At 63.8% G+C, this 24,859-nt stretch carries 23 protein-coding genes; 7 read left to right on the top strand and 16 right to left on the bottom strand.

What is annotated here, in order from left to right; translation table 11 throughout:
- Positions 1-6 precede the first annotated feature (6 nt).
- From truA to D0T21_RS13980, 9 genes are all read right to left on the bottom strand, one after another.
- Positions 7-810, bottom strand: a complete 804-nt coding sequence (truA, locus tag D0T21_RS13940; RefSeq protein ID WP_116990182.1) for a tRNA pseudouridine(38-40) synthase TruA — start codon at positions 808-810, stop codon at positions 7-9.
- A 48-nt stretch (positions 811-858) separates the two neighbouring features.
- Positions 859-3,558 (bottom strand): FimV/HubP family polar landmark protein, encoded by a 2,700-nt coding sequence (locus D0T21_RS13945; RefSeq protein ID WP_301546338.1) that lies wholly within the window; start codon positions 3,556-3,558, stop codon positions 859-861.
- A 294-nt stretch (positions 3,559-3,852) separates the two neighbouring features.
- Positions 3,853-4,980, bottom strand: a complete 1,128-nt coding sequence (gene asd / locus D0T21_RS13950) for an aspartate-semialdehyde dehydrogenase (protein ID WP_116990184.1) — start codon at positions 4,978-4,980, stop codon at positions 3,853-3,855.
- A gap of 33 nt (positions 4,981-5,013) precedes the next feature.
- The gene (gene leuB, locus D0T21_RS13955) at positions 5,014-6,084 is read right to left on the bottom strand and encodes a 3-isopropylmalate dehydrogenase (protein WP_116990185.1); all 1,071 of its coding nucleotides are present in this window, start codon (positions 6,082-6,084) and stop codon (positions 5,014-5,016) included.
- Between the two features lie 15 nt (positions 6,085-6,099).
- The gene (gene leuD, locus D0T21_RS13960; protein ID WP_116990186.1) at positions 6,100-6,747 is read right to left on the bottom strand and encodes a 3-isopropylmalate dehydratase small subunit; all 648 of its coding nucleotides are present in this window, start codon (positions 6,745-6,747) and stop codon (positions 6,100-6,102) included.
- A gap of 54 nt (positions 6,748-6,801) precedes the next feature.
- Entirely contained in the window at positions 6,802-6,927 is a 126-nt protein-coding gene (locus tag D0T21_RS13965; protein ID WP_008450980.1) for an entericidin A/B family lipoprotein, read from the bottom strand.
- Positions 6,928-6,958: 31 nt separating this feature from the next.
- Positions 6,959-8,362: a 3-isopropylmalate dehydratase large subunit gene (gene leuC, locus D0T21_RS13970; RefSeq protein WP_116990187.1), complete on the bottom strand. Its 1,404-nt coding sequence runs from the start codon at positions 8,360-8,362 to the stop codon at positions 6,959-6,961.
- Between the two features lie 240 nt (positions 8,363-8,602).
- Complete coding sequence (locus tag D0T21_RS13975) at positions 8,603-10,510, bottom strand: chemotaxis protein CheA (protein ID WP_116990188.1); 1,908 nt, start codon at positions 10,508-10,510, stop codon at positions 8,603-8,605.
- Positions 10,510-11,334: a protein phosphatase CheZ gene (locus D0T21_RS13980; protein ID WP_116990189.1), complete on the bottom strand. Its 825-nt coding sequence runs from the start codon at positions 11,332-11,334 to the stop codon at positions 10,510-10,512. Before D0T21_RS13980 ends, D0T21_RS13975 begins: the two co-directional genes overlap by 1 nt.
- A 390-nt stretch (positions 11,335-11,724) precedes the next feature.
- On the opposite strand from D0T21_RS13980, the gene D0T21_RS13985 reads away from it, so the two are divergent.
- The 6 genes from D0T21_RS13985 to D0T21_RS14010 all read left to right on the top strand — a co-directional run bounded on the left by D0T21_RS13985 (position 11,725) and on the right by D0T21_RS14010 (position 16,139).
- Positions 11,725-12,192: a universal stress protein gene (locus D0T21_RS13985; protein WP_116990190.1), complete on the top strand. Its 468-nt coding sequence runs from the start codon at positions 11,725-11,727 to the stop codon at positions 12,190-12,192.
- 92 nt (positions 12,193-12,284) lie between these two features.
- The gene (locus D0T21_RS13990; protein WP_008450985.1) at positions 12,285-12,929 is read left to right on the top strand and encodes a response regulator transcription factor; all 645 of its coding nucleotides are present in this window, start codon (positions 12,285-12,287) and stop codon (positions 12,927-12,929) included.
- A gap of 301 nt (positions 12,930-13,230) precedes the next feature.
- The gene (locus D0T21_RS13995) at positions 13,231-14,028 is read left to right on the top strand and encodes a Crp/Fnr family transcriptional regulator (RefSeq protein WP_116990661.1); all 798 of its coding nucleotides are present in this window, start codon (positions 13,231-13,233) and stop codon (positions 14,026-14,028) included.
- A 174-nt stretch (positions 14,029-14,202) separates the two neighbouring features.
- Positions 14,203-14,403, top strand: a complete 201-nt coding sequence (gene hemP, locus D0T21_RS14000) for a hemin uptake protein HemP (protein WP_116990191.1) — start codon at positions 14,203-14,205, stop codon at positions 14,401-14,403.
- An 87-nt stretch (positions 14,404-14,490) separates the two neighbouring features.
- On the top strand, positions 14,491-14,823 hold the full coding sequence (locus tag D0T21_RS14005; RefSeq protein ID WP_116990192.1) for a hypothetical protein: 333 nt from the start codon (positions 14,491-14,493) through the stop codon (positions 14,821-14,823).
- 14 nt (positions 14,824-14,837) lie between these two features.
- The gene (locus D0T21_RS14010) at positions 14,838-16,139 is read left to right on the top strand and encodes a DUF2325 domain-containing protein (protein WP_116990193.1); all 1,302 of its coding nucleotides are present in this window, start codon (positions 14,838-14,840) and stop codon (positions 16,137-16,139) included.
- Between the two features lie 57 nt (positions 16,140-16,196).
- Here the strand turns inward: D0T21_RS14010 and D0T21_RS14015 are convergent, their stop codons facing one another.
- The 6 genes from D0T21_RS14015 to D0T21_RS14040 all read right to left on the bottom strand — a co-directional run bounded on the left by D0T21_RS14015 (position 16,197) and on the right by D0T21_RS14040 (position 23,632).
- Positions 16,197-18,941 (bottom strand): TonB-dependent receptor, encoded by a 2,745-nt coding sequence (locus tag D0T21_RS14015; RefSeq protein ID WP_116990194.1) that lies wholly within the window; start codon positions 18,939-18,941, stop codon positions 16,197-16,199.
- Positions 18,942-19,221: 280 nt separating this feature from the next.
- On the bottom strand, positions 19,222-20,586 hold the full coding sequence (locus tag D0T21_RS14020) for a sulfite reductase subunit alpha (protein WP_116990195.1): 1,365 nt from the start codon (positions 20,584-20,586) through the stop codon (positions 19,222-19,224).
- Positions 20,583-21,593: an FAD:protein FMN transferase gene (locus D0T21_RS14025; RefSeq protein WP_116990196.1), complete on the bottom strand. Its 1,011-nt coding sequence runs from the start codon at positions 21,591-21,593 to the stop codon at positions 20,583-20,585. Before D0T21_RS14025 ends, D0T21_RS14020 begins: the two co-directional genes overlap by 4 nt.
- A 17-nt stretch (positions 21,594-21,610) precedes the next feature.
- Entirely contained in the window at positions 21,611-22,441 is an 831-nt protein-coding gene (locus D0T21_RS14030) for a DUF4198 domain-containing protein (RefSeq protein ID WP_116990197.1), read from the bottom strand.
- Positions 22,442-22,450: 9 nt separating this feature from the next.
- The gene (locus D0T21_RS14035; protein WP_116990198.1) at positions 22,451-22,966 is read right to left on the bottom strand and encodes a DUF2271 domain-containing protein; all 516 of its coding nucleotides are present in this window, start codon (positions 22,964-22,966) and stop codon (positions 22,451-22,453) included.
- Between the two features lie 18 nt (positions 22,967-22,984).
- Positions 22,985-23,632 (bottom strand): PepSY-associated TM helix domain-containing protein, encoded by a 648-nt coding sequence (locus tag D0T21_RS14040; protein ID WP_116990199.1) that lies wholly within the window; start codon positions 23,630-23,632, stop codon positions 22,985-22,987.
- A 169-nt stretch (positions 23,633-23,801) separates the two neighbouring features.
- On the opposite strand from D0T21_RS14040, the gene D0T21_RS14045 reads away from it, so the two are divergent.
- Entirely contained in the window at positions 23,802-24,299 is a 498-nt protein-coding gene (locus tag D0T21_RS14045) for a pyridoxamine 5'-phosphate oxidase family protein (RefSeq protein WP_116990200.1), read from the top strand.
- Between the two features lie 61 nt (positions 24,300-24,360).
- Here D0T21_RS14045 and D0T21_RS14050 read toward each other — a convergent pair whose 3' ends face one another.
- On the bottom strand, positions 24,361-24,720 hold the full coding sequence (locus D0T21_RS14050) for a KGG domain-containing protein (protein WP_116990201.1): 360 nt from the start codon (positions 24,718-24,720) through the stop codon (positions 24,361-24,363).
- Between the last annotated feature and the right edge of the window lie 139 nt (positions 24,721-24,859).

A 24,859-nucleotide genomic window follows, 5' to 3' on the forward strand; every position in this document is an offset into this window, starting at 1 on the left:
CATCCTTTAAAACCAGGGCAAGGCGCTGGTGATCTCCAGCGGCAATTCCCATTTGGGGTCGTAGTCGATTTTGGCCAGGTACAGGCCGTCCGGCATGAAGGTCGGCGCGGCGGCGTGGCGGTCCTTGGTTTCCAGCAGCTGGCCCAGCCATTCCGGCTTTTCGCGCCCGGTGCCAATATAAACCAGCGAGCCGACCAGGTTGCGCACCATATGATGCAGGAAGGCGTTGGCGGTGATGGTGAACACCACCAGCTCGCCATGACGCTTGATCTGGATGTCATGCATCAGCTTGACCGGCGACTTGGCCTGGCATTGCGCGGCGCGGAAAGCGGTGAAGTCGTGCCAGCCGAGCAGCGGCGGGATGGCCTGCTGCATCAGCTCCACATCCAGCGGACGGAAGCAGAAGCCGGCGCGCCCTTCCAGCAGCGGCGAACGGGTCGGATTGTTGTACAGCACGTAGTGATAGGTGCGGGCGCGGGCGCTGAAGCGGGCGTGGAAGAAGTCGTTGACGCTCGGGTCGCCATCGAGCTGCTTGGCCCAGCGCACCGCGATCGACGGCGGCAGGAAAGCGTTGACGCCGCGCACCCAGGAATGGGTATCGCGCACCAGCTCGGTGTCGAAGTGGACCACTTGTTCGAGGGCGTGGACGCCGGTGTCGGTGCGGCCGGCGCAGGTGGTGGCCAGCGGCACCCTGGCGAATTTCTCCAGCGCCTGTTCCAGCTTATCCTGGACCGTGTGGCCGTCCGCCTGTTTCTGGTAGCCGTTCCACGCGGTTCCGTCGTACTGGACGCCGATTGCTATCCGTTTCAATTGCTGCCCGATGTGATGTCAGAGTCAGCCATTATATACGGAGCGGCATTACCCCAATTGGGCGCGCATCGCGTTGGCCTTGGCGATCTGGTCGTCGCTGCCGCCGCGCAGCACTTCGTCCAGCAGTTCGCGCGCGCCTTCCTTGTCGCCGATCTCCTGGTAGGCGATCGCCAGGTCCAGCTTGGTGTCCATTTCCATGTGGTGCGCCGACAGCGTGTCGTCGCGCGCGTGGGATGGCGCGGCGTCGGCCGCAGCCGGCGCGCCGGCGCCGCCCAGCGCGGTATCCAGGTCGAGGTCGATGCCGGACAGGTCGAACTCCTGAGCGGCCGGAGCCGGTGCCGGGGTGACTTCTTCCGCGCCTTGCAGCGCGTCGGCGAAGTCGCCGGCGTCGAACTCGGCGGCCTGCGCCGGGACAGGCGCAGGCACGGCCGGCAGTTCCGGAATCTCAAAATTCATCAGGTCGAGGTCCAGCGGGTCAGTGCTGGCCGACGGCAATCCAGGCGCCACCGCCTCGGCCGGCAGGTCCAGGCCGAAGTCCATGCTCAGGTCTTCCGCCGGCGCAGGCGCTGGCTCTGGCGCCGGAGCCGGTGCGGCCGGTGCGTCGAAGGCCAGGTTGAAGGCGTCTTCCGGCGAGGCTTCCGGTTCGGCCGCAGGGGCCGGCGCTGGCGCGGCGGCGGCCGGCTCGAAACTCAGGCCGCCCAGGTCGAAGTCCATCAGGTTGTCGGTTTCCGCCGCCACCGAAGCTGGCGACACGGAGGCATCGGCTGCCTGCGGCAAGGCGGTATCCATCTCGCTGCCGAAATCCATCAGGTTGCTGTTGTTGTCGCTGGCGGCAGGCGGGGCGTCGAAACCCAGATCCAGGTCGAGACCGCCTGCAGCAGGCGCCGGAGCCGGCGCAGGTGCGCTGAAGTCGTTGCTGAAGTCCGATGCGCTGAACGCGGCGGCGCCGGCGGCGATACCGGCGGCGGCCACGGCCGGCGCGGCGGCGAACATGCCGGCGCCATCGTCGGCGGCAGCACCGCCTTCGGCGTACAACGGATTGCCGGCATCCAGCGTGCGGCCCATGGCGGCGGCTTGCGCCCATTCATCGCCCTGGCCGCGCGTCATCGAATACAGCTCGGAGGCCTGGCTCTCGAACGCGCGCGCGTCCTTGCGGGTCACGTAGATTTCCAGCAGCTTCAGGCGCACCGCGTGGCGTTCCGGATGGCTGCGCAGCGCCTCTTTCAGGATTTCTTCTGCCTGGGCGTCGCGGCCGTAGGCGATGTAGACGTCGGCTTCCGCCACCGGATCGACTTCATTGGTGTCGAGCTGGCTGGCCGATGGCGCGAAGTTGGAATTGAACACGCTGTTGTTGGTGTCGACGCTCTGGCCGCCGGCTTCGGCAATCAGCGCCTGCGACGGGATCGCGGTGTCGCCGAGGATGCTGGTCTCGTCCTTTGGCACTTCGAACTTCTTGCGGCGGCGCGAGGCGATCAACGCGCCGACAGCTGCCAGCAGGGCCGCCGCGGCCACACCGACGTATTGCAGGTTGTCCATGATCGTTTCGAACAGGCTAGGCTCGGCCAAATGCTTGGGCGGCACCACCAGTGAACGCTTGGGCTTGGCCGGCACGGACGCTTCCACCTGGGCCGAAGCTGAAGCCGACACAGGCGCGGAGGCCACCGCCGAAGCCGATGGTTTCGCGCTGTCCGCGCCAGCCTTGCTCTTCACCGCCATCAGGTTTTCCAGGTCGTGGACGTTCTTTTCCAGTTCCTTGGTGCGGGCGGCGGCTTCGTCCAGTTCCTTCTGGTGGGCGATCTTGTCTTCCACCGCCATGCCGGTCTTGCCCGCGACCGGCGCGCCGGAGGTGGTTTTCGACAGTGTCAGCTTGTCCTTGGCGGCGTTGACGGCGTTTGGTTTTTCTTCCACCTTGGCGGTGATCTTGCCCGACACGTTCTGGCTGGTGTCCGGCTCCTTGGCCGGCGTGCTGTTGGCCACCTGCCCCGCCAGCTTGGCGCGGTAGGCGTTGAAATCGGCCGCATGCGCGACCACCACGCCGCGCGCCTCGCCTTCCGGCGCGGTGTTGCGGATGGTGTCGGCGTCCGGCACGGCCAAGATCTGGCCCGACTTCAGGCGGTTCATATTGTTGCCGGAGAAGGCTTCCGGATTGGCGCGGTACAGCGCCACCAGCATCATGTCCAGCGACACATCGACCGGCTTGACCTGGTTGGCGATGCGGGTCAGGTTGTCGCCGGATTTGACGGTGTATTCGCTGGCGGCCTGCTTGGCCGGCGCAGCAGGCTGGCGCACCGGCGCCGGCGTACTCTGCGCCACCGGTGCTGCGGCCGGCGCGGCCGCGACAGGCGCGGCGCTGCGGCCCAGGTCGACCGGCGCGGCCACTTGCGGCGATTGCGTCGCGCGCATGTCAGCCGGGTCCAGCAGGAAGGTGTATTCGCGGACCATGCGGCCACCGGTCCAGTTCAGTTCCAGCAGCATGTCGACGAAGGGCTCATTGACCGGCTGGGTCGACGTCACGCGTATCAACTGGCGGCCGTTGCGCTGTTCGATTTCGAAGCGCAGCGACAGCAGGGTCGGATTGAAATCGATATTGGCGGTGCGGAAGGCTTCGGCCGGCGCCAGCTTGGCGACCAGCGCGCCGGCTTCGTCCGCCGAGACCGCGGTCAGTTCGATCTCCGCTCGCAGCGGCTGCCCCAGCGACGATAGGACCGTCAGCTTGCCGAGCCCGGCGGCGTTGGCGGAGGCCGCCACTAACACTGCACTGGCGACAGCCCCGGTGAGTGTCTTCAACGCGAAGGAAACAATGCTGGAGCGAGTTGGTACGTGCATAGTGGGCGGCATCAGGTTGTCAGAGGGAAAATGTTACTTTCCCAGATATACCAACATATCATCATGCTCCAGAGCATGCAAGCTTTGCACGATGTTTCTCTAGTGATACATGAGGATGTGTAACGTCTATGCCTACTTTAAACCAAAAAAAGGGGTTTTCCCTATGAGAGCTCATAGAGAAAACCCCTTCTGCTTTAACAATTGCCCGAGGGCTTGTTACTTGTCCAGCACGATGCGCAGCATGCGGCGCAGCGGTTCGGCCGCGCCCCACAGCAGCTGGTCGCCGACGGTGAAGGCCGACAGGTAGTCGTCGCCCATGCTCATCTTGCGCAGGCGGCCGACCGGGATCGTCAGGCTGCCGGTGGCGGCCGCTGGCGACAAGTCCTTGACCGACGCTTCACGGGTGTTCGGCACCACTTTGACCCACTGGTTGTTGGCGGCGATGATGTCGTGGATCTCGTCGATCGGCACGTCTTTCTTCAGCTTGATGGTCAGCGCCTGCGAGTGGCTGCGCATGGCGCCGATGCGCACGCACAGGCCGTCGACCGGGATGGCTTTCGAACCGAAGTCCGCGCCCAGGCCCAGGATCTTGTTGGTCTCGGCGCCGCCCTTCCACTCTTCCTTCGACTGGCCGTTGCCCAGGTCCTTGTCGATCCAAGGGATCAGGTTGCCGGCCAGCGGCGCGCCGAACTGCTTGGTCTCTTCGGCGCTCAGGCCGTGCTGGGTGGCCAGCACCTGGCGGTCGATTTCCAGGATCGCCGCAGCCGGATTGTCCAGCAGCGATTTCACCGACGAATTGATGGTGCCGAACTGGGTCAGCAGTTCGCGCATGTGCTGGGCGCCGCCGCCCGATGCCGCCTGGTAGGTCATGGAGGTCATCCACTCGACCAGGTTGTGCTGGAACAGGCCGCCCAGGCCCATCAGCATGCACGACACGGTGCAGTTGCCGCCGATGTAGTTCTTCACACCCTTGCCCAGCGCGTCCTTGATGACGTGCAGGTTGACCGGGTCCAGCACGATGACGGCGTCCTTCTCCATGCGCAGCGTGGAGGCGGCGTCGATCCAGTAGCCGTTCCAGCCGGCCGCGCGCAGTTTAGGGAACACTTCGGTGGTGTAGTCGCCGCCCTGGCACGAGATGATGATCTCGCACTTTTTCAGTTCGTCGATGTCGGTCGCGCTTTTCAGTTTGGTTTCATTCTTCGCCATCGCCGGGGCGTCGCCGCCCGGGTTCGAGGTGGTGAAAAACACCGGTTCGATGTGGGCGAAATCGCCCTCTTCCTGCATGCGCTGCATCAGGACCGAACCAACCATGCCGCGCCAACCTACCAAGCCTACGAGTTTCATTTTGCTCTTCCTTGTCTTAAATATTTATACCGTTTATACCAAAGCCTTGACCACCGCGTTGCCCATCTCTTCCGTGCCCACCTTGGTGGTGCCGGCTTCGTAGATATCGGCGGTGCGCAGGCCTTGCGACAGTACGTGCTTGACGGCGTTCTCGATACGGTCGGCCTGTTCGGCCTTGTTCAGCGAGTAGCGCAGCATCATCGCGGCCGACAGAATCGTCGCCAGCGGATTGGCGATGCCCTTGCCGGCGATGTCGGGCGCGGAACCGTGCGACGGCTCGTACAGGCCCTTGTTGTTGGCGTCCAGCGAGGCCGACGGCAGCATGCCGATCGAACCGGTCAGCATGGCCGCCTGGTCGGACAGGATGTCGCCGAACATATTGCCGGTGACGATGACGTCGAACTTCTTCGGCGCGCGCACCAGCTGCATCGCGGCGTTGTCGACGTACATGTGCTCCAGCGCGACGTCAGGGTATTCCTTGTGCACGTCGGTGACGATGTCTTTCCAGAACTGGAAGGTTTCCAGCACGTTGGCCTTGTCGACGCTGGTCAGGCGCTTGCCGCGCTTTTGCGCGGCCTGGAACGCCACGTGGGCGATGCGACGGATTTCGCCTTCGGCATAGCGCATGGTGTCGAAGCCTTCGCGCTGGCCCTTGAAGGCGCCGTCCGGGCACTCGCGCACGCCGCGCGGCTGGCCGAAGTAGATGTCGCCGGTCAGTTCGCGGATGATCAGGATGTCCAGGCCGGACACCACTTCAGGCTTCAGGGTCGAGGCGTTGGCCAGGTCCGGATACAGGATGGCCGGACGCAGGTTGGCGAACAGGCCCAGCTGCTTGCGCAGGCCCAGGATCGCCTGCTCCGGACGCAGCGCGCGTTCCAGCGTGTCGTACTGGTAGTCGCCGACGGCGCCGAACAGCACCGCGTCGGCCGCCTTGGCCAGCGCCAGCGTGCCTTCCGGCAGCGGGTGGCCGTGGGCCGCGTAGCCGGCGCCGCCGACCGGCGCGCTTTCCAGCTCAAATTTTTCGCCCAGCACGTTGAGGACCTTGACGGCTTGTGCGACGATTTCCGGGCCGATACCGTCGCCCGGGAGGATAGCGATTTTCATGGTTACTTTTCGAGATTAGATGACGTTGGCCAACCAAGGTTGGGTTGCCAGATGGCGCTCTTCGAAGCCGCGGATAGCGTCGGCGTGACGCAGGGTCAGGCCAATATCGTCGAGCCCGTTCATCAGGCAGTATTTGCGGAAGGCGTCGATCTCGAAGGGATAGGAGACGCTGCCATTGCTGGTGGAGATGCGCTGCTGCTCAAGGTCGACCACCAGACGGTAACCGGGGAAGGCCTTGACTTCATTAAACAGATGGTCGATCTGCGTTTCGGATAAAACGATGGGCAGCAAGCCGCTTTTGTAGCAGTTGTTAAAGAAGATGTCGGCGAACGACGGCGCGACGATGGCGCGGAAGCCGTACTGGTCCAGCGCCCACGGCGCGTGCTCGCGCGAGGAGCCGCAGCCGAAGTTCTTGCGGGTCAGCAGGATCGAGGCGCCCTGGTAGCGCGCCTCGTTGAGCACGAAGTCGGGATTGAGCGGACGCACACTGTTGTCCTGGCCCGGCTCGCCGTGGTCCAGGTAGCGCCACTCGTCGAACAGGTTCGGGCCGAAGCCGGTGCGATGAATCGACTTCAAAAATTGCTTCGGAATGATGGCGTCGGTGTCGACATTGGCGCGGTCGAGCGGGGCCACCAGTCCTTCGTAGATCGTAAATTTATCCATGATTCTCGTTCGGGTTGTGCGACGGCGGACCGTCGCGGCCCGCCGTGCTGCGGTTTATTTTTTGGTCGAAGCGCCTTCCAGCGACTCACCGACTTTTTTGACGTCCTTGCCGAAGCCGTTGACGGTGTTGCAGCCGGTCAGGATCAGCGCGATGATGGACAGGGCGAATAGTTTTTTCATGATGAGGATTTCTCGTTATGGTTCAATCAAATCAACGCAGGCTGCGTACGTCGACGAAATGGCCGGCGATACCGGCTGCCGCTGCCATCGCGGGAGACACCAGATGGGTGCGTCCGCCCTGGCCTTGGCGTCCTTCAAAATTGCGGTTCGAGGTGGAGGCGCAGCGCTCGCCCGGTTCCAGGCGGTCGGCGTTCATCGCCAGGCACATCGAGCAGCCCGGGTCGCGCCATTCGAAACCGGCGTCCTTGAAGATGCGGTCCAGGCCTTCCTTCTCGGCCTGGTCTTTCACCAGTCCGGAGCCCGGCACCACCATCGCCAGCTTGACGTTGGAGGCGCGGTGCTTGCCGCGCACGACGTCGGCGGCGGCGCGCAAGTCCTCGATGCGCGAGTTGGTGCAGGAGCCGATGAAGACCTTGTCGATGCGAATGTCCTCGATCGCCGTGTTGGGCTTGAGGTTCATATACACCAGCGCCTTTTCCATCGCATCACGCTTGACGCTGTCTTTTTCCAGGTCTGGATCCGGCACGCGGCCGTCGATCGAGGTCACCATTTCCGGCGACGTGCCCCAGGTCACCTGCGGCTTGATCTCGGCGGCGTTGAGCGTGACCACCAGGTCGAACCTGGCGCCGGCGTCCGAATGCAGCGTGCGCCAGTAGTCGACCGCGCGGTCCCAGTGCGGACCGGCCGGCGAAAACGGACGGCCCTTGACGTAGTTGATGGTGACGTCGTCGACGCCGATGATGCCGGCGCGCGCGCCCGCTTCGATCGCCATGTTACAGACCGTCATCCGGCCTTCCATCGACAGCGCGCGGATGGTCGAACCGCCGAACTCGATACAGTAGCCGGTGCCGCCGGCGGTGCCGATCTTGCCGATGATGGCCAGCACCACGTCCTTGGCGGTGACGCCGACCGGCAGCGCGCCGTCGACCTGCACCAGCATGGCCTTGGATTTCTTTTGCAGCAGCGTCTGGGTGGCCAGCACATGCTCCACTTCCGAGGTGCCGATGCCGTGCGCCAGCGCGCCGAAGGCGCCGTGGGTCGAGGTGTGCGAGTCGCCGCAGACCACGGTCATGCCCGGCAAGGTCGCGCCCTGCTCCGGCCCGATCACGTGGACGATGCCCTGGCGCTTGTCGTTCATGTTGAAGTAGGTCAGGCCGTAGGACTTGGCGTTCTTGTCCAGCGTTTCCACCTGCAGGCGCGAAACCGGGTCGGCGATGCCGTCGGCGCGGCCGGTGGTCGGCACATTGTGGTCGGCCACCGCCAGGTTGGCGGACACGCGCCACGGCGCACGGCCGGCGGCGCGCAGGCCGTCGAATGCCTGCGGGCTGGTGACTTCATGCACCAGGTGGCGGTCGATGTACAGGATCGTGGTGCCGTCTTCCTCGGCCTTGACCACGTGGGATTCCCAGAGTTTGTCGTAAAGCGTCTTCATGATGATTTATGAGTACCCAATTAAGGGAACTACTTCTGCCTGTGTGAGTGATCCACTTCGATTATGCCATATTGTGCAATGCGGTAGCGGCCGCCGCTGGCCGGCCTCGTGAGCCGATGCAGTTCCGCCTACTGATACACTTTTTATGACTCCTTTTGCAAAATTCGGTGTTGAAACAAAACTGCGAATAAAAAAAAGCCTGCGTGAACGCAGGCTTTTGGACTTTCTGGCCCTGTCCTCAGACTAGGCCGCCATGCGTACACTACCTCGACATCCGTCCATTAGGAACGATAGGCCCACCACTAGCACCAGTTCGCCTTCGGCCGAACGCGCGGTGCCGGTAATACCTTCGACACTAATCGCGGTCATCGGTTTAATCACCAGGTCGGCAGTACCGTCGACCGCTTCCACCGCCAGAATGTACGGCTGTGGTGCAGCGACAACAATACCCACCTTCTCGCGGCAGCTCTCGTAGCCCAGCGAATCGGCCAGCGAACGGACCGGCAACGGACGACCCTGGTCTTTCAGCACCGGCGCGCCGCCCACTTCCATGAACACTTCCGGCAGCTCGACCACGCGCTGTACCACGGCCATCGGCAGCGCCAGCGCGGCGCCCGAGGTCGAGACCAGCATGGTCGGCACGATCGACAGCTCGATCGGCAGGCGGATGGCGAACTTGGTGCCCTTGCCCAGCGCCGATTCGATGTGGATGGCGCCGCGGTTCTTCTCCACCGCGGTCTTCACCACGTCCATGCCGACGCCACGGCCGGACACGCTGGAAGCGACTTCCTTGGTCGAGAAACCCGGCAAGAATACCAGCTGGAAGCATTCGTCGTTGGTCAGCTGCACCGATTCCGAGATCAGGCCTTTTTGCTGAGCCTTGGTGCGCAGCACCACCGGATCCATGCCTTTGCCGTCGTCCTGAAGCACAATCATAACGCTATTTGCTTCCTGCCATGCTTTGAGCGAAATATAAGCCTTGGCCGGCTTGCCCGCCGCGAGGCGGTCTTCCGGCGATTCGACGCCATGGTCCAGCGAATTGCGCAGCATGTGCACCAGCGGATCGTACAGGCTGTCCACCACCACGCGGTCGACTTCGGTCTCCGCGCCTTCGATGGTCAGTTCGACGTCCTTGCCCAGGTCTTTCGCCAGTTCGCGCACCAGGCGCGGGAACTTCTGGAACAGGCGGCCGACCGGCTGCATGCGGGTCGCCAGGGTGGCGCGCTGCAGTTCGGTGGAGTAGCGCGAGGCGCGTTCCAGCGTTTCCGCCAGAGTCGCCATCAAGGTCTGGGCCTGGCCTTCGAACTTGAATTGCAGCAGGCGCTCCAGCAGCACGGCGGCCTGGTTGGCGGCCTGCACCGATTCGCCGGCCACTTCCAGCAGTGCGTCCAGCTTGACGGCGTCGACCCGGATCGATTCTTCCTTGGCCGGCGCGGCGTGCGGACGCTCTTCGCGTTTTTCGGCGGCTTCGCGCTTGGCGGGACCGGAGGTCGGACCGGCGGCGTGCACGGCGGCAACGACGGCGGCCAGTTCGGCGGCCGGCAACGGGGCCGATGGCGCACGCGTTTCTGCGGCTGGGGCCGGCGCCGCTGCCGATGCGGCAGGTTTGGTGTAGCTACCGGCAGGCATCACGGTTTCATACATGCCTTCCCAGTCCAGGCCGTCAGGCGACGGCGCGGAAGCTGGTGCCGCGGCTGGGGCCGGAGCGGCGGCAGCCGCGGCCGGGGCAGGCGCCGGCGCGGCGGCCTTGGCCGGAGCAGCGGTGGTCTTGCCTTCGATGGCGTCGGTCAGGATGACTTCCAGATCCTTGGGCATGGCCGGCAGGCTGTCCGGCTCGGCGCCGTTGTTCAGTTCGGCCAGCTGGTCGGCCACGAAGCCGGACGCTTGCAGCGCCGCCTCGATCGCGATCGGCGTCACCGGCGCGGCGCCGGTGCGCAGTGCGTCGAACAAGTTCTCGGTCAAGTGACATGCCGCCACCATCGCCGGCAGGCCCATGAAACCGGCGCCGCCCTTGATGGTGTGGAAGGAGCGGAACACCGCATTCAATGTTTCTTTATTGTCCGGGTCGCGTTCGAGCCGCAGCAGATGCTCTTCAACGTTGACCGCAAGATCCATCGCCTCGACGACGAAATCCTTCAGCATATCGTCCATTAGAATCCCAGGTCAGCAAGCAGGTCGTCGACATTGTCCTGGTTCAGCGCTACGGCTGGAGCCGAAGGGCCGGACATCAGGGACACTTCTTTTTGCGCGATTTTCTCGCGTACCGCCGGTGGTGCATTGTCGCGCAGCAGTTCTGCCAGTTCGTGCTCCACCGTCTTGGTGATGGTCACGACTTTCTTGATCAGCTGGCCGGTGATGTCCTGGAAGTCCTGGGCCATCATGATTTCCAGCAGGCGGGCTTTTTCCGCTTCGGTGGCCACCGACACGGCCGCCGCAAACGCCTGCGAGTCGCCGGCCAGCTGCTTGAACTGGTCCAGGCTCAGCTTGCCTGCGAACAGGTCGGCCCAGCGGGTTTCCATTTCCTTGGATTTCTTCGACAGCACATCCTGCTCCGGCATGCCCTCGTCCAGGGTGTTGAGCACCTTGTTGGCGGCTTGTTCGGTCAGGGTGGCGACGTATTCGAGGCGGTCCTGGGCGTCGTTGATCTGCGACGACGCCTCGGTCAGCGCCTTGTCGTAGCCCAGTTCGCGCAGCGAATCGTGCAGCAGGCGCACGATGCCGCCCAGGCGTTCGAACATCGGCTTGTCTTCGCCGTCGGCGCCAGCCTCGGCCGGCGCTGCGGCGGACGCAGCGGCAACAGGCGCCGGGGCGGGAGCGGCAGGCGCTGCATCCGCAGGCCGGGCCGACGACACTTCGTCGAACAGGCTTTCCAGGTCGTCCTCGGCGGGAGCAGGCGCTGGAGCAGGCGCTGCCGTCTTGCTCTGAGCAGACACTTCATCAAATAGTGCGTCGAAATCGTCAGCGGCGTTGGTCATAATCCCTGCTTCTCCATAATTTGTAAAATTGCTGCCCTAAACTTGCATGCTTGTGATGACGCTCGGCAATATAACGCTCTTACCCGAGTGTAGCAGGGCGCAGCCAGATTATTCAATCCCAGAGTCGGGTCGCCTGCCCTGCGCTCCGGGTCCAAGCCAAGTTTCGTTGTATTTGGAGATACTAACATTGGTTAGATAGACAAAACACGCCTTGAGACACAAAAGTAGTGCTCGGGTGCAAAAAAAGCGGGTAAAAAGTATGAAAGCCAACACGGGCGCCTCAGCATAAAGCGCTTTTATTTGATAATCATCAAGTCTTTCCATACTAACAATAATGTAAATCGGGGCTACAATTAAGAGCAGCCAGCTGGTTTTAAAAGGAGGTTCATCATGTACCGCAAAATCTTGATTACCACCGACGGTTCCGCCGTTTCCAGTAAAACCGCCTGCGCCGGGGTGGCGTTTGCCGAACAGATGAAGGCCGAAGTGCTGGTGCTGTTCGTGGCGCCGGAATACCAGTATCCGATCTATGTCGAAATCATCCCGCCCAGCTACCCCAGCGAGGATGAATACCGCGCCGCCATGCTGCGCGCCGGCCAGGAACATACGCAGGATGTGGTCGAGTCCTGCGCCAAACGCGGCGTGCCGTGCGAGGCGCTGACGGCGTTTGCGGAAAGCACCGCGCACAAGATCGTCGATGTGGCGGAAAAACACCATTGCGACCTTATCTTCATGGGCTCGCATGGCCGCAGCGGCTGGGGCCAGCTGCTGCTGGGCAGCGTAACCAACAAGGTGTTGTCGCACGCTAAGACACCGGTGCTGGTGCATCGCCTGATCAAGGAGCCCGGCAGCAAATAAAACGCGGTCGAGATGCTTTTTGTAGTAAGATAATAAGATTAGTTCAAACACAATAATACTTACTTTTAATTACTTTTTCCTCAAGCATCTCTATGATTCGAATTGTCATTGCCGACGACCACACCATCATGCGCGAAGGCCTCAAGCGCATACTCGACGGCGCTCCCGACATCGACATCGTAGGCGAAGCCATCGACGGCTTCGAAGTCCTGGGCCATGTGCGCCAGGGCGGTTTCGACCTGCTGCTGCTGGACTTGTCCATGCCCGGCCGCAGCGGCGTCGACCTGATCCGCCAGATCAAGGCGGAGGCGCCCAAGCTCGCCATCCTGATCCTGACCATGCATGAAGAAGAGCAGTACGCGGTGCGCGCCATCCGCGCCGGCGCCCAGGGCTATCTGACCAAGGAAAGCGCCGGCACCCAGCTGGTCGGCGCCATCCGCAAGGTCGCTTCCGGCCGCCCCTACATCAGCACCGAAGTGGCCGAGCAACTGGCGCTGAACATCATGATGCCCAACGAAAGCCTGTTGCATAAACAGCTGTCGGACCGCGAGTTCGAAGTGTTTTCGCTGTTGGTGGCCGGCAAGTCGATCACTGAAATCGCCAACAGCCTGCACCTGAGCGTCAAGACCGTCAGCACCCACAAGACCCGCATCATGCAGAAAATGGGCATGAGCTCGCTCTCGGAGATGGTTCAATATGCTGTGGCTCATCGTCTGTTATCCCCCTTCAAGACCTGATTTTCTCGTCCGCCGTTAGGACAACTCCTACAATGCTGCGCTGCCTCCTACGCGCATATTCAGCCATTGCTGATATCTATCTCCTCCCCTCGTTGGCATACTGAAATCATAGATTCATGCTGCACGGCTACAGACTCGCAGCAAGATGCCGTGCGACACCACAACAGGAAACCAAGCAGCGCGGCGCAGCCCAGTTCCCACCCTATCGAAAAGCAATACCTGTACACAGGAGATCAACATGCTGTCTACGCAAACGTCTGAAATTCGCCCGGCCACCACTGCCACCATGCAGTCCTCCTCGATGGAGGCAGGCCGTCAGCGTCAGGGACGGCTCTGGTCGAACCTGAAGGAAGTCTGCGATTTGCTACACATCCCGGCGGCCTGTTCGGTCACCAACGAGGAGCTGCTGTTCCAGCACGTGCAGTTCAAGACGGGGCAGCGCATCCACACCATCGGCCAGCCCTTCGACACGCTGTACATCGTCAACTCCGGCTTCCTGAAGACGGTGCTCATCGACGAGTTCGGCAACGAGCAGGTGCTCAGCTTCCCGATGAAGGGCGACATGCTGGGCGTGGACGGCATCCACACCCGCCACTACTCGTCCGAGGCGGTGGCCTTGTCCGACTGCGACCTGATACTGCTGCCGTTCAAGAAGCTGACGGCGCTGGGCCGGGTCCACCTGGAGCTGGAAAACATGATGTACGGCGTCATGAGCCGCGAGCTGGTGCGCGAGCAAGCCATGATCGGCATGCTGGGCGCGCTCAGCGCCGAGGCGCGCGTGGCGCGCTTCCTGGTGTCGCTGGCCGAGCGCTTCGCCCAGATGGGCTACTCCAGCAAGCTGTTCAACCTGCGCATGACGCGCCACGAAATCGGCAGCTACCTGGGGCTGACGCTGGAGACCGTCAGCCGCACGCTGTCGGCCTTCAACGAAATCGGCCTGATCAGCGTGGACCAGCGCACCATCGGCATCAAGGATCCGGAAGCGCTGAAAACCCTGCGCCGCCTGCCGCCCTCGCGCACCCGCGCCAAGCAGCTGGCGGCCGCCAAGACCAAGGGCGCCGAGAGCGACGCCCCGGCGCAATTGCTGGCGGCGCTGTGATGTAAGCACGCGCCAGCTCATGAACCCAGCTTGGGCCCGGTCACTCCTGCCGGGCTCTTTTTTATTCCCCTCCACATGGTGGCTCAATAACTCCTAAATAACACTTGCATTCCTTCCGTGCTTCCACAATAATGAATGCAAATACGAATCATTCTTATTTAAGGAACTCCAAAGATGACCACCGCCCTGCCCGCCACCCCACCCGCCATCACCGCCCACGCCAAAACCATCGTTGCCGCGCCGGCGATCGTGCCGATCAAGCGCATCACCAGCGCCAGCCTGATGGAAGACGGCCGCGAAGTCGAGATCGAACATGCAGGCCGCATCTACCGCCTGCGCATCACCCAGCTCAACAAGCTGATCCTGACCGCCTGAGGTCACCCCGGGCGCCGCCGCGCCCGCCCCGCCCGAGTAGCCAGCCGCAAGCCAGCCAGACTTCCTAACTGAAACCAGGAGCGTTTGATGGCCATAGACCGTAGCAATCCGATTTTTCTCGCCCCCTCCCATGGCGGACACAATCCAGAACTGATGCTGTCCGCCGTGCTGCATCTGATGTCGCACTACACGGCCGGCAGCGACGAGGCCGGCGGCTGTGTCAAGCTTGCCTCGGTGATCGAACGCCACCTGAAAGCGCTGGCCAGCCTGCCGGACCTGGCGCCGGTGCTCAGCGCCACCTGCCAGCAGCTGTCCGAGCAGTGGGCCGGCGTGGTCGAGCGCAATATGCACCTGCAGGAAAAGAGCAACTTCCTCAGCCGCATCATGGCGCGCGCGCGTATCGCGCCGGCCACGGTCTAAGGAGAGCCATTCCCATGTGCGACAAACACGATCCGCTGGCGGCCATCATCGCCGCCGCCATGCCGCAGGTGGCCGGCACGCTGGCGCCCGCCTCCACCGCGCCGCCGCGCCCCGCCGAGCAGCAGGTGCTCAAGCCCGCCATCACCAGCGTCATGGCGGCGCTGCGGCCGCAGGACGACACCCACGCCTCGCGCCGCCGCCGGCTGTGGGAGCTGGGCCATGCCTGCCATTGCCCGCTGGTCGGCGTCGGCTTTCCGCTGGGCGTGCTGCGCAAGCTGGTCGACAAGGTCACGTCCGGCAAGGTGCTGGCCGACGACTATGAAGTGCACGTCGGCGCCGTCACCGAGTGCGGCAGCCGCAACCGCCTGTCGGAAGCGCTGCAAAAGGAACTGGAGCGCCGCTACGCCGCCGTGCTGCTGCGCTTCCGCGCCGCCAAGAGCACCGCCCAGGTCGCCGAGCTGTGGAACACGGCAGTCGCCAACGGCGACGTCGCCGGCGCCTTCTGGGCCGGCCTGACGCATCCGCGCTGCAACGCCGAACTGGAAGAACAGATGTGCCGCGACCTGCACATGGTGCAGCACCAGGCCGGCGCCTGCGTGCGCGCCGACATCAACAAATTCAACGCCACGCTGGCCGACAATGCGCGCCTGACGCACGACCTGGCCAAGGCCCAGCAACGCGCCGCCGCGCTGCTGGCCGACAAGAGCGCGGACGCCGAAAAGCACGCTGCCCAGCTGATGCAGCAGCGCGCGCAGGCGGTCGGCAAGGACAGCATGATCGATTCGCTCAAGGCCGAGCTGGAGCAGTTGCGCGAGTCCATCCCCGGCCTGGAGACCCGCGCCAAGCTGGCCGAGCGCCTGATGCAGATGGATGAACGCGAGCGCGCCATGCGCAACCAGATCACCGAGCTCAAGCTGGAACTGGCGAAGCTGCAGACGGCGGCGGAACCGGCGCCGATACTGGAGGAAACGCGCCAGGTCGTCGAGCACGTCATGAAGATGCCGCTCAGCCTGAACGACCGCGCGGTGCTGTGCGTGGGCGGGCGCAGCGGCAACGTCGCCACCTACCGCGAACTGATCGAACGCGAAGGCGCGCAGTTCGCCCACCACGACGGCGGCCTGGAAGACAACGCCAACCGCCTCGACGCCAGCCTGGCGGCGGCCGACCTGGTGATCTGCCAGACCGGCTGCATCAGCCACAGCGCCTACTGGCGGGTCAAGGACTACTGCAAGCGCACCGGCAAGCGCTGCGTGTTCATCGACAACCCCAGCATCTCCAGCCTTGCACGCGGTCTCGAACAAGCGAGCGCCGAATAAAAAAAGCCCTGACCAATACTACCGGTCAGGGCTTCATTACATTACAGGATCAACAGCTTAGAACGCCAGCGTGCCGGTCATGTAGAAGGTGCGGCCCAGCTGGTCCGCGTAGCGTGGATCGAAGCCGACCTGGTGGCCCGACGAAGCGCGCAGCGACAGCGGCGGTTCGCGGCCGGCCAGGTTCTTCACGCCCATGCGGATAGCCGCGGTCTTGGTCAGCGCCAGCTTGCCCTGCCAGTCGATCGTCAGGTACGACGGCACCCACAGACGGATGATCTCGTCCTTGCCGCTATCGACGTTACGCACGGTCGCTTGCGCGTCCTGGTAGCCGTTGCGATAGTTCGCGCTCAGCGTGTTGCTTACTTTGCCGGTATCCAGCGTCAGCGCGGCGCGCACGATGTGGCGGAAGGCTACCTTGTTGTCGACGCCGAAGAAGTTCATGTCGCTGGTCCAGTCGCCGTCGGTGCCCGGACGGGTGTAGTCCGACTTCATCAGGTAGGTGCCGTTCAGGTTGGCCGTCAACTGGCCGAACGAGAACTTCTGGCGACCCACCATGTCGTAGTCGATACCCTGGTTGTGGGTCTTGCCGATGTTGATCGACAGACTCTTCATCGCCCAGTAGGTGTTGCCGGTCGACGGTTCGGTGAAGGTGGTGAACAGGTCACGGAACTTGGCCGGGGCGGCAAAGATCTGCTGCTCGCTGATCGACGACACGGCGTCGGTGATCTTCACATCCCACAGGTCGGCGCCGAACGAGAACGAGGCGTTAGGCTCGACGCGGAAACCGATCGAGTACTGCTTGGAACGCTCAGGCTTCAGGTTCTCGTTACCGCCGGACAGCAGGTTGTACTGCACATTGCCTGGACGGCACTGGTCGGTGCCAGGGAATGGGCAAGCGTAGCTGTTCGAGGTCACGCCGGCGCTGACCAGCGGCTGGCCGATGTCGAGCATGCTAGGCGCCTTGAAGCCGGTGCCGTAGGAGCCACGCACCAGCACCGTCTTGACCGGCTGCCAGCGGGCCGACACCTTGTAGGTGCTGGCCGACTGGGTCTCGCCCATCTTGCGGTTGACCAGCAGGTTGTCGATGCCGGCAATGCTGTCGTAGCGGCCGGCCAAGGTCACTTCCAGTTCCTTGGTCAGCGGCGCCAGCAGCTCGCCGAACACGCCGTACGATGCGCGCTTCATGTCGTAGGCTGGCTGGGCGGTCAGGTTGTAGATCTTGCCGCCGGCCGCGTCGGCCGATGGAGTCTGCTCGTAAGCATACTCGCGGTAGTCGGCGCCGATACCCAGGTTGGCGGCGCCGCCTGGCAGCGTGAACACTTCACGCGAACCGTGCGCGTCCACACCCTTCAAGGTGGTCGACGCTTCGCGCACCGAACCGTGGTAGATCGAGTTGGCGATCTGCGCCTTGGTGGCGTCGCTCTGGTTGCCGATCGGCGCGAATGGATTGAAGGCGTTGGTGGCCAACATGTCCTTGAATTCCTTGGTCATCGCGTAGCCGCCGACATAGCGCTCGTCGAGCTTGTTGCGCGACCAGGTCAGGCCGGTGCCGAAGCTCCAGGCGCCGATATCGCCTTCCGCGCCCACCACCAGGTGCTGGGCGTCGGTGATGGTCTGGCTGTCGCGGGTGCCCCAGTCGTAGGTGCGGTAGCTGCCCGACACTTGCTTGACGTTGGCGGCCTGGTCGGCGGTCAGGTAAGGCAGCACGTAGGTGTTGTAGCGGTCCGAACCGGGCGCGATGGTGAACGGCGCGATGTTCTGCGCGATGCGCGCGGTCAGGTCCAGGCGCGACAGCGCCATTTCGGCGAACACGGTGATGTCTTCGCTGGCCTTGTACTGGGCCTTGGTGAAGAAGCTGTCACGCTTGTTCTGCGGCGAGATTTCCACCGCTGGCGTCGAGTCGAACGAGCAGTTGTGGGTATCGGCCGTGTTGTTCAGGCTCAGGTAGGTCTGCGTCGGGCAGCTGCCGTTCTGCATCAGGTACGGGCTGAAACCGATAGGCGCCAAACCCTTGTTGAAGGTCACGCCGACGTTGGCAGGTGCGGCCGCCGGGCTGGTACGGTCGTAGATGTAGTTGTGGCCGTTGTAGTTGAACGGGATATACGAAGTCGATGCGAACGAACGGTCGGTCGCCTTGACCGGGCTCTGCTCGTCGTGGCGGTAGGTCGCCAGGATGTTGTAGCGGTCTTCCTGCAGGTCGCCGAAGCCGTAGGTCAGGTTGGTGTTGTACGACTGGCCTGGACGGCCGCTGGTCGGCTGCGAGTAGGTAGCATCGATGGTGCCGCCGTGGGCGTTTTTCTTCAGGATGAAGTTGATCACGCCGGCGATCGCGTCCGAACCGTACAGGGCGGAAGCGCCGTCGGTCAGGATCTCGACGCGCTCAACCGCGCTCATCGGAATGGAGTTCAGGTTGATGGTGCTGCCCGAGCCGGTCGGCGCAATGCGGCGGCCGTCCAGCAGGACCAGGGTGTAGCTCTCGCCGATGTTGTGGATCGAGGCCGAGACGATGCCGCCCGAGTTCGAGCCGGCCGCGGTGGCGGCGATGCTGAAGCCCTGCATCGCTGGCAGCGATTGGATCAGGTCGGCCACGGTGGTGGCGCCGGTCTTGGCGATTTGTTCCTGCGACAGGCGCTGCACTGGCAGTGCGCCTTCCACGGCGATGCGCTTGATGCTCGAGCCGGTGATTTCAACCTTCTGCATGGCCTCGTCCGCAAACGCCTGGCCCGCGATCAGTACGGTGCCGGTCAGCACGCTCAGGGCGATGCGCACGGAGCGTACGCCGATTTTTTCTTGCAATACCATTCAAACTCCCGAATAAAAACATAGAAATCGAGAGCAATACCAACAACGCTATAAGTCGAAGTGGCCAACATTGCTCTTCGATAACGGAATTATCGGGCCTGGCCGTACAATATGGTACATAGTTGAAACAAATTTAGAACAAACCTCACAAGTTCGACATTTACGCCAATTTACAAAATTTAATTTCAATATGCGAAAATTTTATATCATATAAAACGTAATATTTTATTATCATCAGAACAACTGGATTTGCACCGCATTGGTGCGTTGTAATAAAGCGTCAATAAACGTCGCGCCGATAGCGTCCGGCGGCGGCCAGCTGGTCCAGTGCCTCGCGCCCCAGCGCGGCGGCCAGCGCGGCGTCGACGCCGGCCGCCATGCCGTCCAGGCTGCCGCACACATAGATGGCGGCGCCGGCCGCGACCCAGGCGCGCACCGCGTCCGCCTGCTCGGCCAGACTGTCCTGCACGTAGCGACGTTCAGGCTGGTCGCGCGAGAACACCATGTCCAGTTTTTCCAGTTTGCCGTGCAGCTGCCAGGTCGCCAGCTCGTCGCGATAGTGGTAGTCGTGGGCTTCGTTGCGCTCGCCGAACAGCAGCCAGTTGCGAGCCCGTCCGTTCGTCGTGCGCGCCTTCAGGTGGCCGCGCAGGCCGGCGATGCCGCTGCCGTTGCCGATCAGGATCAGCGGCCGCTGGGCGTTGTCCTCCAGGCGGAAGCGGCGGTGCTGGCGCAGCCGCAACTGGACCGCCTCGCCCAGCCCGGCCTGCTGCGTCAGCCAGCCGGAGGCGGCGCCGTGGCTGCCGTCCGCATGCGTGTGCAGGCGCACCAGCAAATGCACGCGGCCGTCGGCCGGCATCGAGGCGATCGAGTATTCGCGGGCGCGCTCGGGATCGGACGGCGCCGCTACCTGCACCAGGTCGCCCGACTCCCAGGCCGGCAGTTCGCCGTCCTGCGGTTCCAGTTCCAGGTGGTAGAGCGGCGCGCCGGCGCTGCCCGGATTGAGCAGCTTGCGTTTGACCAGCCGCCACTGGTCGAAGGCCGGCGCGCTCCAGTCCGGCGCATCGCTGGTGCCGGCCAGATGGCTGAGCTGCTGACGCCAGGCGCCGATGGCCTCGGCCGAACTGCGGTTGACCTCGATGCGCGGGAACAGGCTTTGCGCGCCCTGCGCTTGCAGCCACTGGTCCAGCGCACGGCCGAAGCCGCAGAACTGGGCGTAGGCGCTGTCGCCCAGCGCCAGCACGGCGTAATGCAGTTGCGGCAGCGCCAGGCCGTTAGTCATCAGGCGGCCGGCAAAGGCGGCGGCGGCGTCCGGCGCATCGCCCTCGCCGTAGGTGCTGACCAGGAACAGGATGCGCTCGGCGCGCTGTAAATCTTCGGCATGCAGTTCGGACAGCTCGCTCATCTGCGCGGAGATGCCGGCCAGCCGCAGCGTCGCCAGCGTCTGCCCGGCCAGTTCCTCGGCGTTGCCGGTCTGGCTGGCGTAGGCGACGATCCAGCCGGGGTTGGCGGCAGCCTCGGCCTTGGCGCGCTGCGCCGCCACGCGCTTGCGGCGCATGCGCAGGTAAGGCGCCAGGCACACCAGCGCGTAGCTCATGGCCAGGCTGGCTACCAGCATCAAACGGGTGGGGTCGTTGGTCCAGATCATTCGTCGAGCATGCTGCGTAAATGGGTACTCATGTGTTCGGTGAAACCGCCGTCGCGCTGGCGGACGACGAAGCGCACCGCCAGTCCTTGTTGTTCGGCCAGGCGCAGGCCGTGCTCGCAGCCCAGCACCGTCAGCGCGGTGGACCAGGCGTCGGCCGCCATGCATTGCGGATGGACCACGGTGACCGAGGCCAGGTCGTTGGCGATCGGCATGCCGCTGCGCGGATCGATGGTGTGGGAATAGCGCTGGCCGTCCAGCTCGAAATAGCGGCGGTAGTCGCCCGAGGTCGCCACCGACAGGCCGTGCAGCGCCAGCACCAGTTCGTCAGGCTGCGGCGCTGCCGTGTCGGCCACCTGCTCCAGCGCCACCCACCACGGCTGGCCGTCCGGCTTGACGCCGGCGCCGCGCAGCTCGCCGCCGACTTCGACCAGGCAGTGGGCGTAACCCTGGGTCTTCAAAAAATACGCCAGCCGGTCCACGCTGTAGCCCTTGGCCACGGCCGACAGGTCCAGCTGCACGCCGCCCGGCTGCAAGGCACGGCGGCCTTTGCGCTCCAGCAGCACCGGCTGCGACGCAAAGGCCGCGCCGATCTGCGCGGCCGACGGCGGCACAAAATCCGGCTGGTCGAACCTGCCATACGGGCCGAAGCCCCACAGGTTGACCAGTGCGCCGGCGCAGGGATCATAGGCGCCGCCCGACGCGCTGGCCACGTCCAGCGCAAAGGCCAGCACATCGAAAAACGCCGGCGGCAGCTGCTGCCAGCTGCCCGCGTCGGCGCGGTTGAAGCGGCCCAGGTCGGAGTCACTTTCCCAGTGGCTCATCTCCGCCACCACGGCGTCCAGCTGCTGCTGCAACCCTTGCTGCAGATGGGTGCAGGCATCCTCCGGCGCGCACACCAGCCGCACCGACCAGCTGGTGCCCATGCTGCGTCCGCCGAAATCGCGGATCACGCCGCCGGCGGGCGCCGGCTCGTCGTCAACGACATGGGGCAGCAATACACGACGCATGGCAGAAATACCGCGCCTTATTGCGGCAGGATTTCCACCGTCGCCGCATAGCTGACGCGGCGCGGAGGCATCTGCGGCGGCTGGCCCGGCGCTTGCGGCGCGACGGCTGGCCACGCGCTGCTGACCAGGTACATGCCCGCAGCCGGCAGCTCGAACGTCACTTCGCCGTTGGCGTCGGTGTTCTTGCGCAGCTCACCCAGCGTGCCGCGATAACGCACGCCGCCCGGGATCAGGCTGAAGCCTTGATTAGCGGCCGGCTTGCCATCCAGCAGGAAGCGCCAAGTGGCCTTCTCGCCTGCGCGCATATCGTTCGGGTGCGTCACCGGCACCAGCTCCAGGCCGACGCCGGTCGGCTTGAACACCGCCAGGTCCGGCGCGCCGGTCGAGACGAAGGTCTCCAGGCGGCTCTGCATGCGCGTCAGCTTGACGTCGGTCGCATCGGCCGGCACATCCTTGGCCAGCGTTTCCTCGCTGCCGCGGAAGCGCTTCATCTCGCCTTCCTTGCTCTTGTAGCTGCCCGTCACGCCCTGCGACACCAGTGCGATCTTGTAGGTGCCTGGCTTCGGCAGCTTGAGGTCGAAGGTGTTGCGCAGCTTGCCGTTGTTGACGTTTTCCATGGCCAGCTTGCCGCCGTCCGGGCCGGTGATGACGATGCCGTCCAGCTTGAGCGGCTGGTGGTCGATATCGAACAGGCCTTCGGAAATGGCGGCGTCCACGGTCAGCCAGGCTTCCTTGCCTTCGACGATGGTCGACGACGGCAGCAGCCACGGCTTGTGCGCCTGCGCGTTCAGCGACACGGCCGACAGGCCGGCCAGCGCCAGCGCGATAAACGATTTATACAGTTTCATGGACAGGCCTTAAGGTTTGAGTTGTACCACCACGGCGCCCAGCTCTTCCTTGCCCTGGCCACTCACGTTCTGCGCCGACTTCGGCGGCCATTGCAGCGGCACCTTGACGGCTTCGCGGCCGCCGGCTTCGCGGGCCGCTTCCACCACCAGCGTGTACTGGCCGGCCGGCAGCTTGTCCAGCGCCGCTTTCGCGCCCGGGAAGGTCAGTGACTGTTCGCCCGGCGCCCTGGTCGCGCCGCTGACGCCGTCCATCGGCATTTCCACGTCGCGGCCGCTCTTGCGCCACCACTGGCGCACATCCTTGAGCCACTTGGTGCCGGCGTTGTCCTTCTTCTTGACGTCGTACAGCACGGCCAGGTTGGCGACCACTTTCTGGTCGGCGTTTTCCAGCCACGCGGCGATGTAGGGACGGTGGTATTCCGCCACGTTCAGTTGCGGCACTTCGAGTTTGAGCGCCAGCTCGGCGCCCATGGCCGTGGCGCTGGCCAGCGGCAGACTGAGGGCGATGGAATAGCGTAATTTCATGGAGTACCTGTCGTGAGTTTAATGAATGAACAGCAGTGCAATGACAAATGGAATCAGGATGCCCAGGCCCACCATCGGCCAGGTAAAGGGCCGGTTGGCCGCGTGGAATTTCAGGATCAGCAGACCGGTGATGCAGAACACCAGGCAGGCGCCGGCGAAGATATCAATGAACCAGTTCCAGGCGGCGCCGGTGTTGCGGCCCTTGTGCACGTCGTTGAGCCAGGAGATCCAGCCGCGGTCGGTGTTTTCGAATTCGGCGGCGCCGTCTTCCAGCGCGATGCGCACCCAGGCGTCGCCGCCGGCCTTCGGCAGCGGCAGGTAGACTTCATCGGCGGCCCACTCGGCGACGCGGCCGCCGGCCTGCACCTTCCACGTATCGCGCAGCCATTGTTCGGCGGCGGCCGGCAGCGGCTCCCTGGCGCCGTCGTGCCCGGCGGCGTAGGCGCGCAGCTGCGCCGTCAGCGCGGCGGGCGCGGTGGCCTGCTGGCGCACGACGGCCGGCTTGGCCTCGATCTGCGTCGAATGGTTGAGGGTGATGCCGGTAATGCTGAACAAGAACATGCCCATCAAGCACATCGCCGAACTGACCCAATGCCATTGGTGCAGATGCTTGAGCCAAACGGCACGGCTGGCGTTGCGGGCGGAGGCTGCGGCTTGGGCGCTCAAGGGCTATCCTTCAATCGGTGAAAAGTAGATGATAATGATTATCATTTGCAAAGTCAATCGCCAGCATGTATCGCAAATGTAAAACTACGTGAAGTCACGCACGGTGTTCATCCCCTCATGCGGCTAAGGTGGAGCATAACTCTGTCCACCCTCATCACGGAGGCGCATCATGCCGCTCTACAACCAGGAACAAATCGCCACGCTGGCCGCCAAGATCAAGGATGTGCGCTTCGGCATGTTCACCACCTGCGACGACGAGAGCGTGCTCAGCAGCCGCCCGCTGGCGCCGCAGCAGATCGACAACGAAGGCAATCTGTGGTTTTTCACCGCGGACGACGCCGACTTTACCACCGCCTTGCAGCAGCATCCCGGCGTCAACATCAGTTTTTGTAATCCGGCGGAGAACCTGTACCTGTCGGTGTTCGGCCAGGCCAGCCTGTTGAAGGACCGCGCCAAGGCACGCGAGCTGTGGCGCCCGATGACGCGCAGCTGGTTCCCCGGCGGCCTGGACGATCCGCACCTGGCGCTGATACGGGTGCGCATCCAGACCGCCGAATATTGGGATGTGGGTGCCAGCAAGATGAAGCAGCTGTTCGAACTGGCCAGGGCCGCCATCGGCGGCCGCACGCCGCAGCAGACGGGGCCGCATACGACGATCTGCCTGTAAAGAAGACGACGAAAAACGCCCGCACGGAAGTCCATGCGGGCGGCCAACTATCGTTCAACGCTTACGACTTGGAGCTGGAACCGCTCGACGATCCCGAACGGCTGGAGCCGCTGCGACCGCCTTTGCTGTTGTCCTCCTCGTCTTCCTTGCCGCCGCTCTGCGACGAGCTGCCGGGTGTGCTGCTCTGGCTGCTGCGCGCATCGTTCTTGTGGCTCATGCTGCCGGCCCGGCGCGCTTCTTCGGACGTGAATTCGTGCGCCGTGCCTTTCTCGTGAGCCGCGCGGCCTCCTTCGGCCGCGATCTCACGCTGCTGTTGCGGGTCCATGGACGCGAAGCCGCGCTTGCTGGTGTCCTTCTGCTGGCTGCCCGTTTTATCGCCTTGCTTGCTGCCTTGGTCATTGCCCTGATTGGAAGTGGCCATGATGGTCTCCTCGTGAAAACTACCGCTAACTGACCCTGCTTGCTACACAGGAGCAGTCATCGTAGTTCACGACCCAACCGCACAATATAGGACGCGTGCAGACGGCGACGTAGGACCATTCCGTGTACCGGTTACACGG

It is taken from the genome of Duganella sp. BJB476 (genome assembly GCF_003416895.1).
In the GTDB taxonomy this organism is placed as follows: Bacteria; Pseudomonadota; Gammaproteobacteria; order Burkholderiales; family Burkholderiaceae_D; genus Rugamonas.

Excerpts from the sequence above, each read along its gene's own strand:
- D0T21_RS13985 (WP_116990190.1), top strand. The coding sequence starts at position 11,725 with ATGTACCGCAAAATCTTGATTACCACCGACGGTTCCGCCGTTTCCAGT.
- D0T21_RS14005 (WP_116990192.1), top strand. The coding sequence starts at position 14,491 with ATGGCCATAGACCGTAGCAATCCGATTTTTCTCGCCCCCTCCCATGGC.
- D0T21_RS13995 (WP_116990661.1), top strand. The coding sequence starts at position 13,231 with ATGGAGGCAGGCCGTCAGCGTCAGGGACGGCTCTGGTCGAACCTGAAG.
- D0T21_RS14045 (WP_116990200.1), top strand. The coding sequence starts at position 23,802 with ATGCCGCTCTACAACCAGGAACAAATCGCCACGCTGGCCGCCAAGATC.
- D0T21_RS14050 (WP_116990201.1), bottom strand. The coding sequence starts at position 24,720 with ATGGCCACTTCCAATCAGGGCAATGACCAAGGCAGCAAGCAAGGCGAT.
- hemP (WP_116990191.1), top strand. The coding sequence starts at position 14,203 with ATGACCACCGCCCTGCCCGCCACCCCACCCGCCATCACCGCCCACGCC.
- D0T21_RS13975 (WP_116990188.1), bottom strand. The coding sequence starts at position 10,510 with ATGGACGATATGCTGAAGGATTTCGTCGTCGAGGCGATGGATCTTGCG.
- D0T21_RS13980 (WP_116990189.1), bottom strand. The coding sequence starts at position 11,334 with ATGACCAACGCCGCTGACGATTTCGACGCACTATTTGATGAAGTGTCT.
- D0T21_RS13990 (WP_008450985.1), top strand. The coding sequence starts at position 12,285 with ATGATTCGAATTGTCATTGCCGACGACCACACCATCATGCGCGAAGGC.
- leuB (WP_116990185.1), bottom strand. The coding sequence starts at position 6,084 with ATGAAAATCGCTATCCTCCCGGGCGACGGTATCGGCCCGGAAATCGTC.
- D0T21_RS13965 (WP_008450980.1), bottom strand. The coding sequence starts at position 6,927 with ATGAAAAAACTATTCGCCCTGTCCATCATCGCGCTGATCCTGACCGGC.
- D0T21_RS14030 (WP_116990197.1), bottom strand. The coding sequence starts at position 22,441 with ATGAAACTGTATAAATCGTTTATCGCGCTGGCGCTGGCCGGCCTGTCG.
- D0T21_RS14015 (WP_116990194.1), bottom strand. The coding sequence starts at position 18,941 with ATGGTATTGCAAGAAAAAATCGGCGTACGCTCCGTGCGCATCGCCCTG.
- D0T21_RS14010 (WP_116990193.1), top strand. The coding sequence starts at position 14,838 with ATGTGCGACAAACACGATCCGCTGGCGGCCATCATCGCCGCCGCCATG.
- asd (WP_116990184.1), bottom strand. The coding sequence starts at position 4,980 with ATGAAACTCGTAGGCTTGGTAGGTTGGCGCGGCATGGTTGGTTCGGTC.
- D0T21_RS14020 (WP_116990195.1), bottom strand. The coding sequence starts at position 20,586 with ATGATCTGGACCAACGACCCCACCCGTTTGATGCTGGTAGCCAGCCTG.
- leuD (WP_116990186.1), bottom strand. The coding sequence starts at position 6,747 with ATGGATAAATTTACGATCTACGAAGGACTGGTGGCCCCGCTCGACCGC.
- D0T21_RS14025 (WP_116990196.1), bottom strand. The coding sequence starts at position 21,593 with ATGCGTCGTGTATTGCTGCCCCATGTCGTTGACGACGAGCCGGCGCCC.
- D0T21_RS14035 (WP_116990198.1), bottom strand. The coding sequence starts at position 22,966 with ATGAAATTACGCTATTCCATCGCCCTCAGTCTGCCGCTGGCCAGCGCC.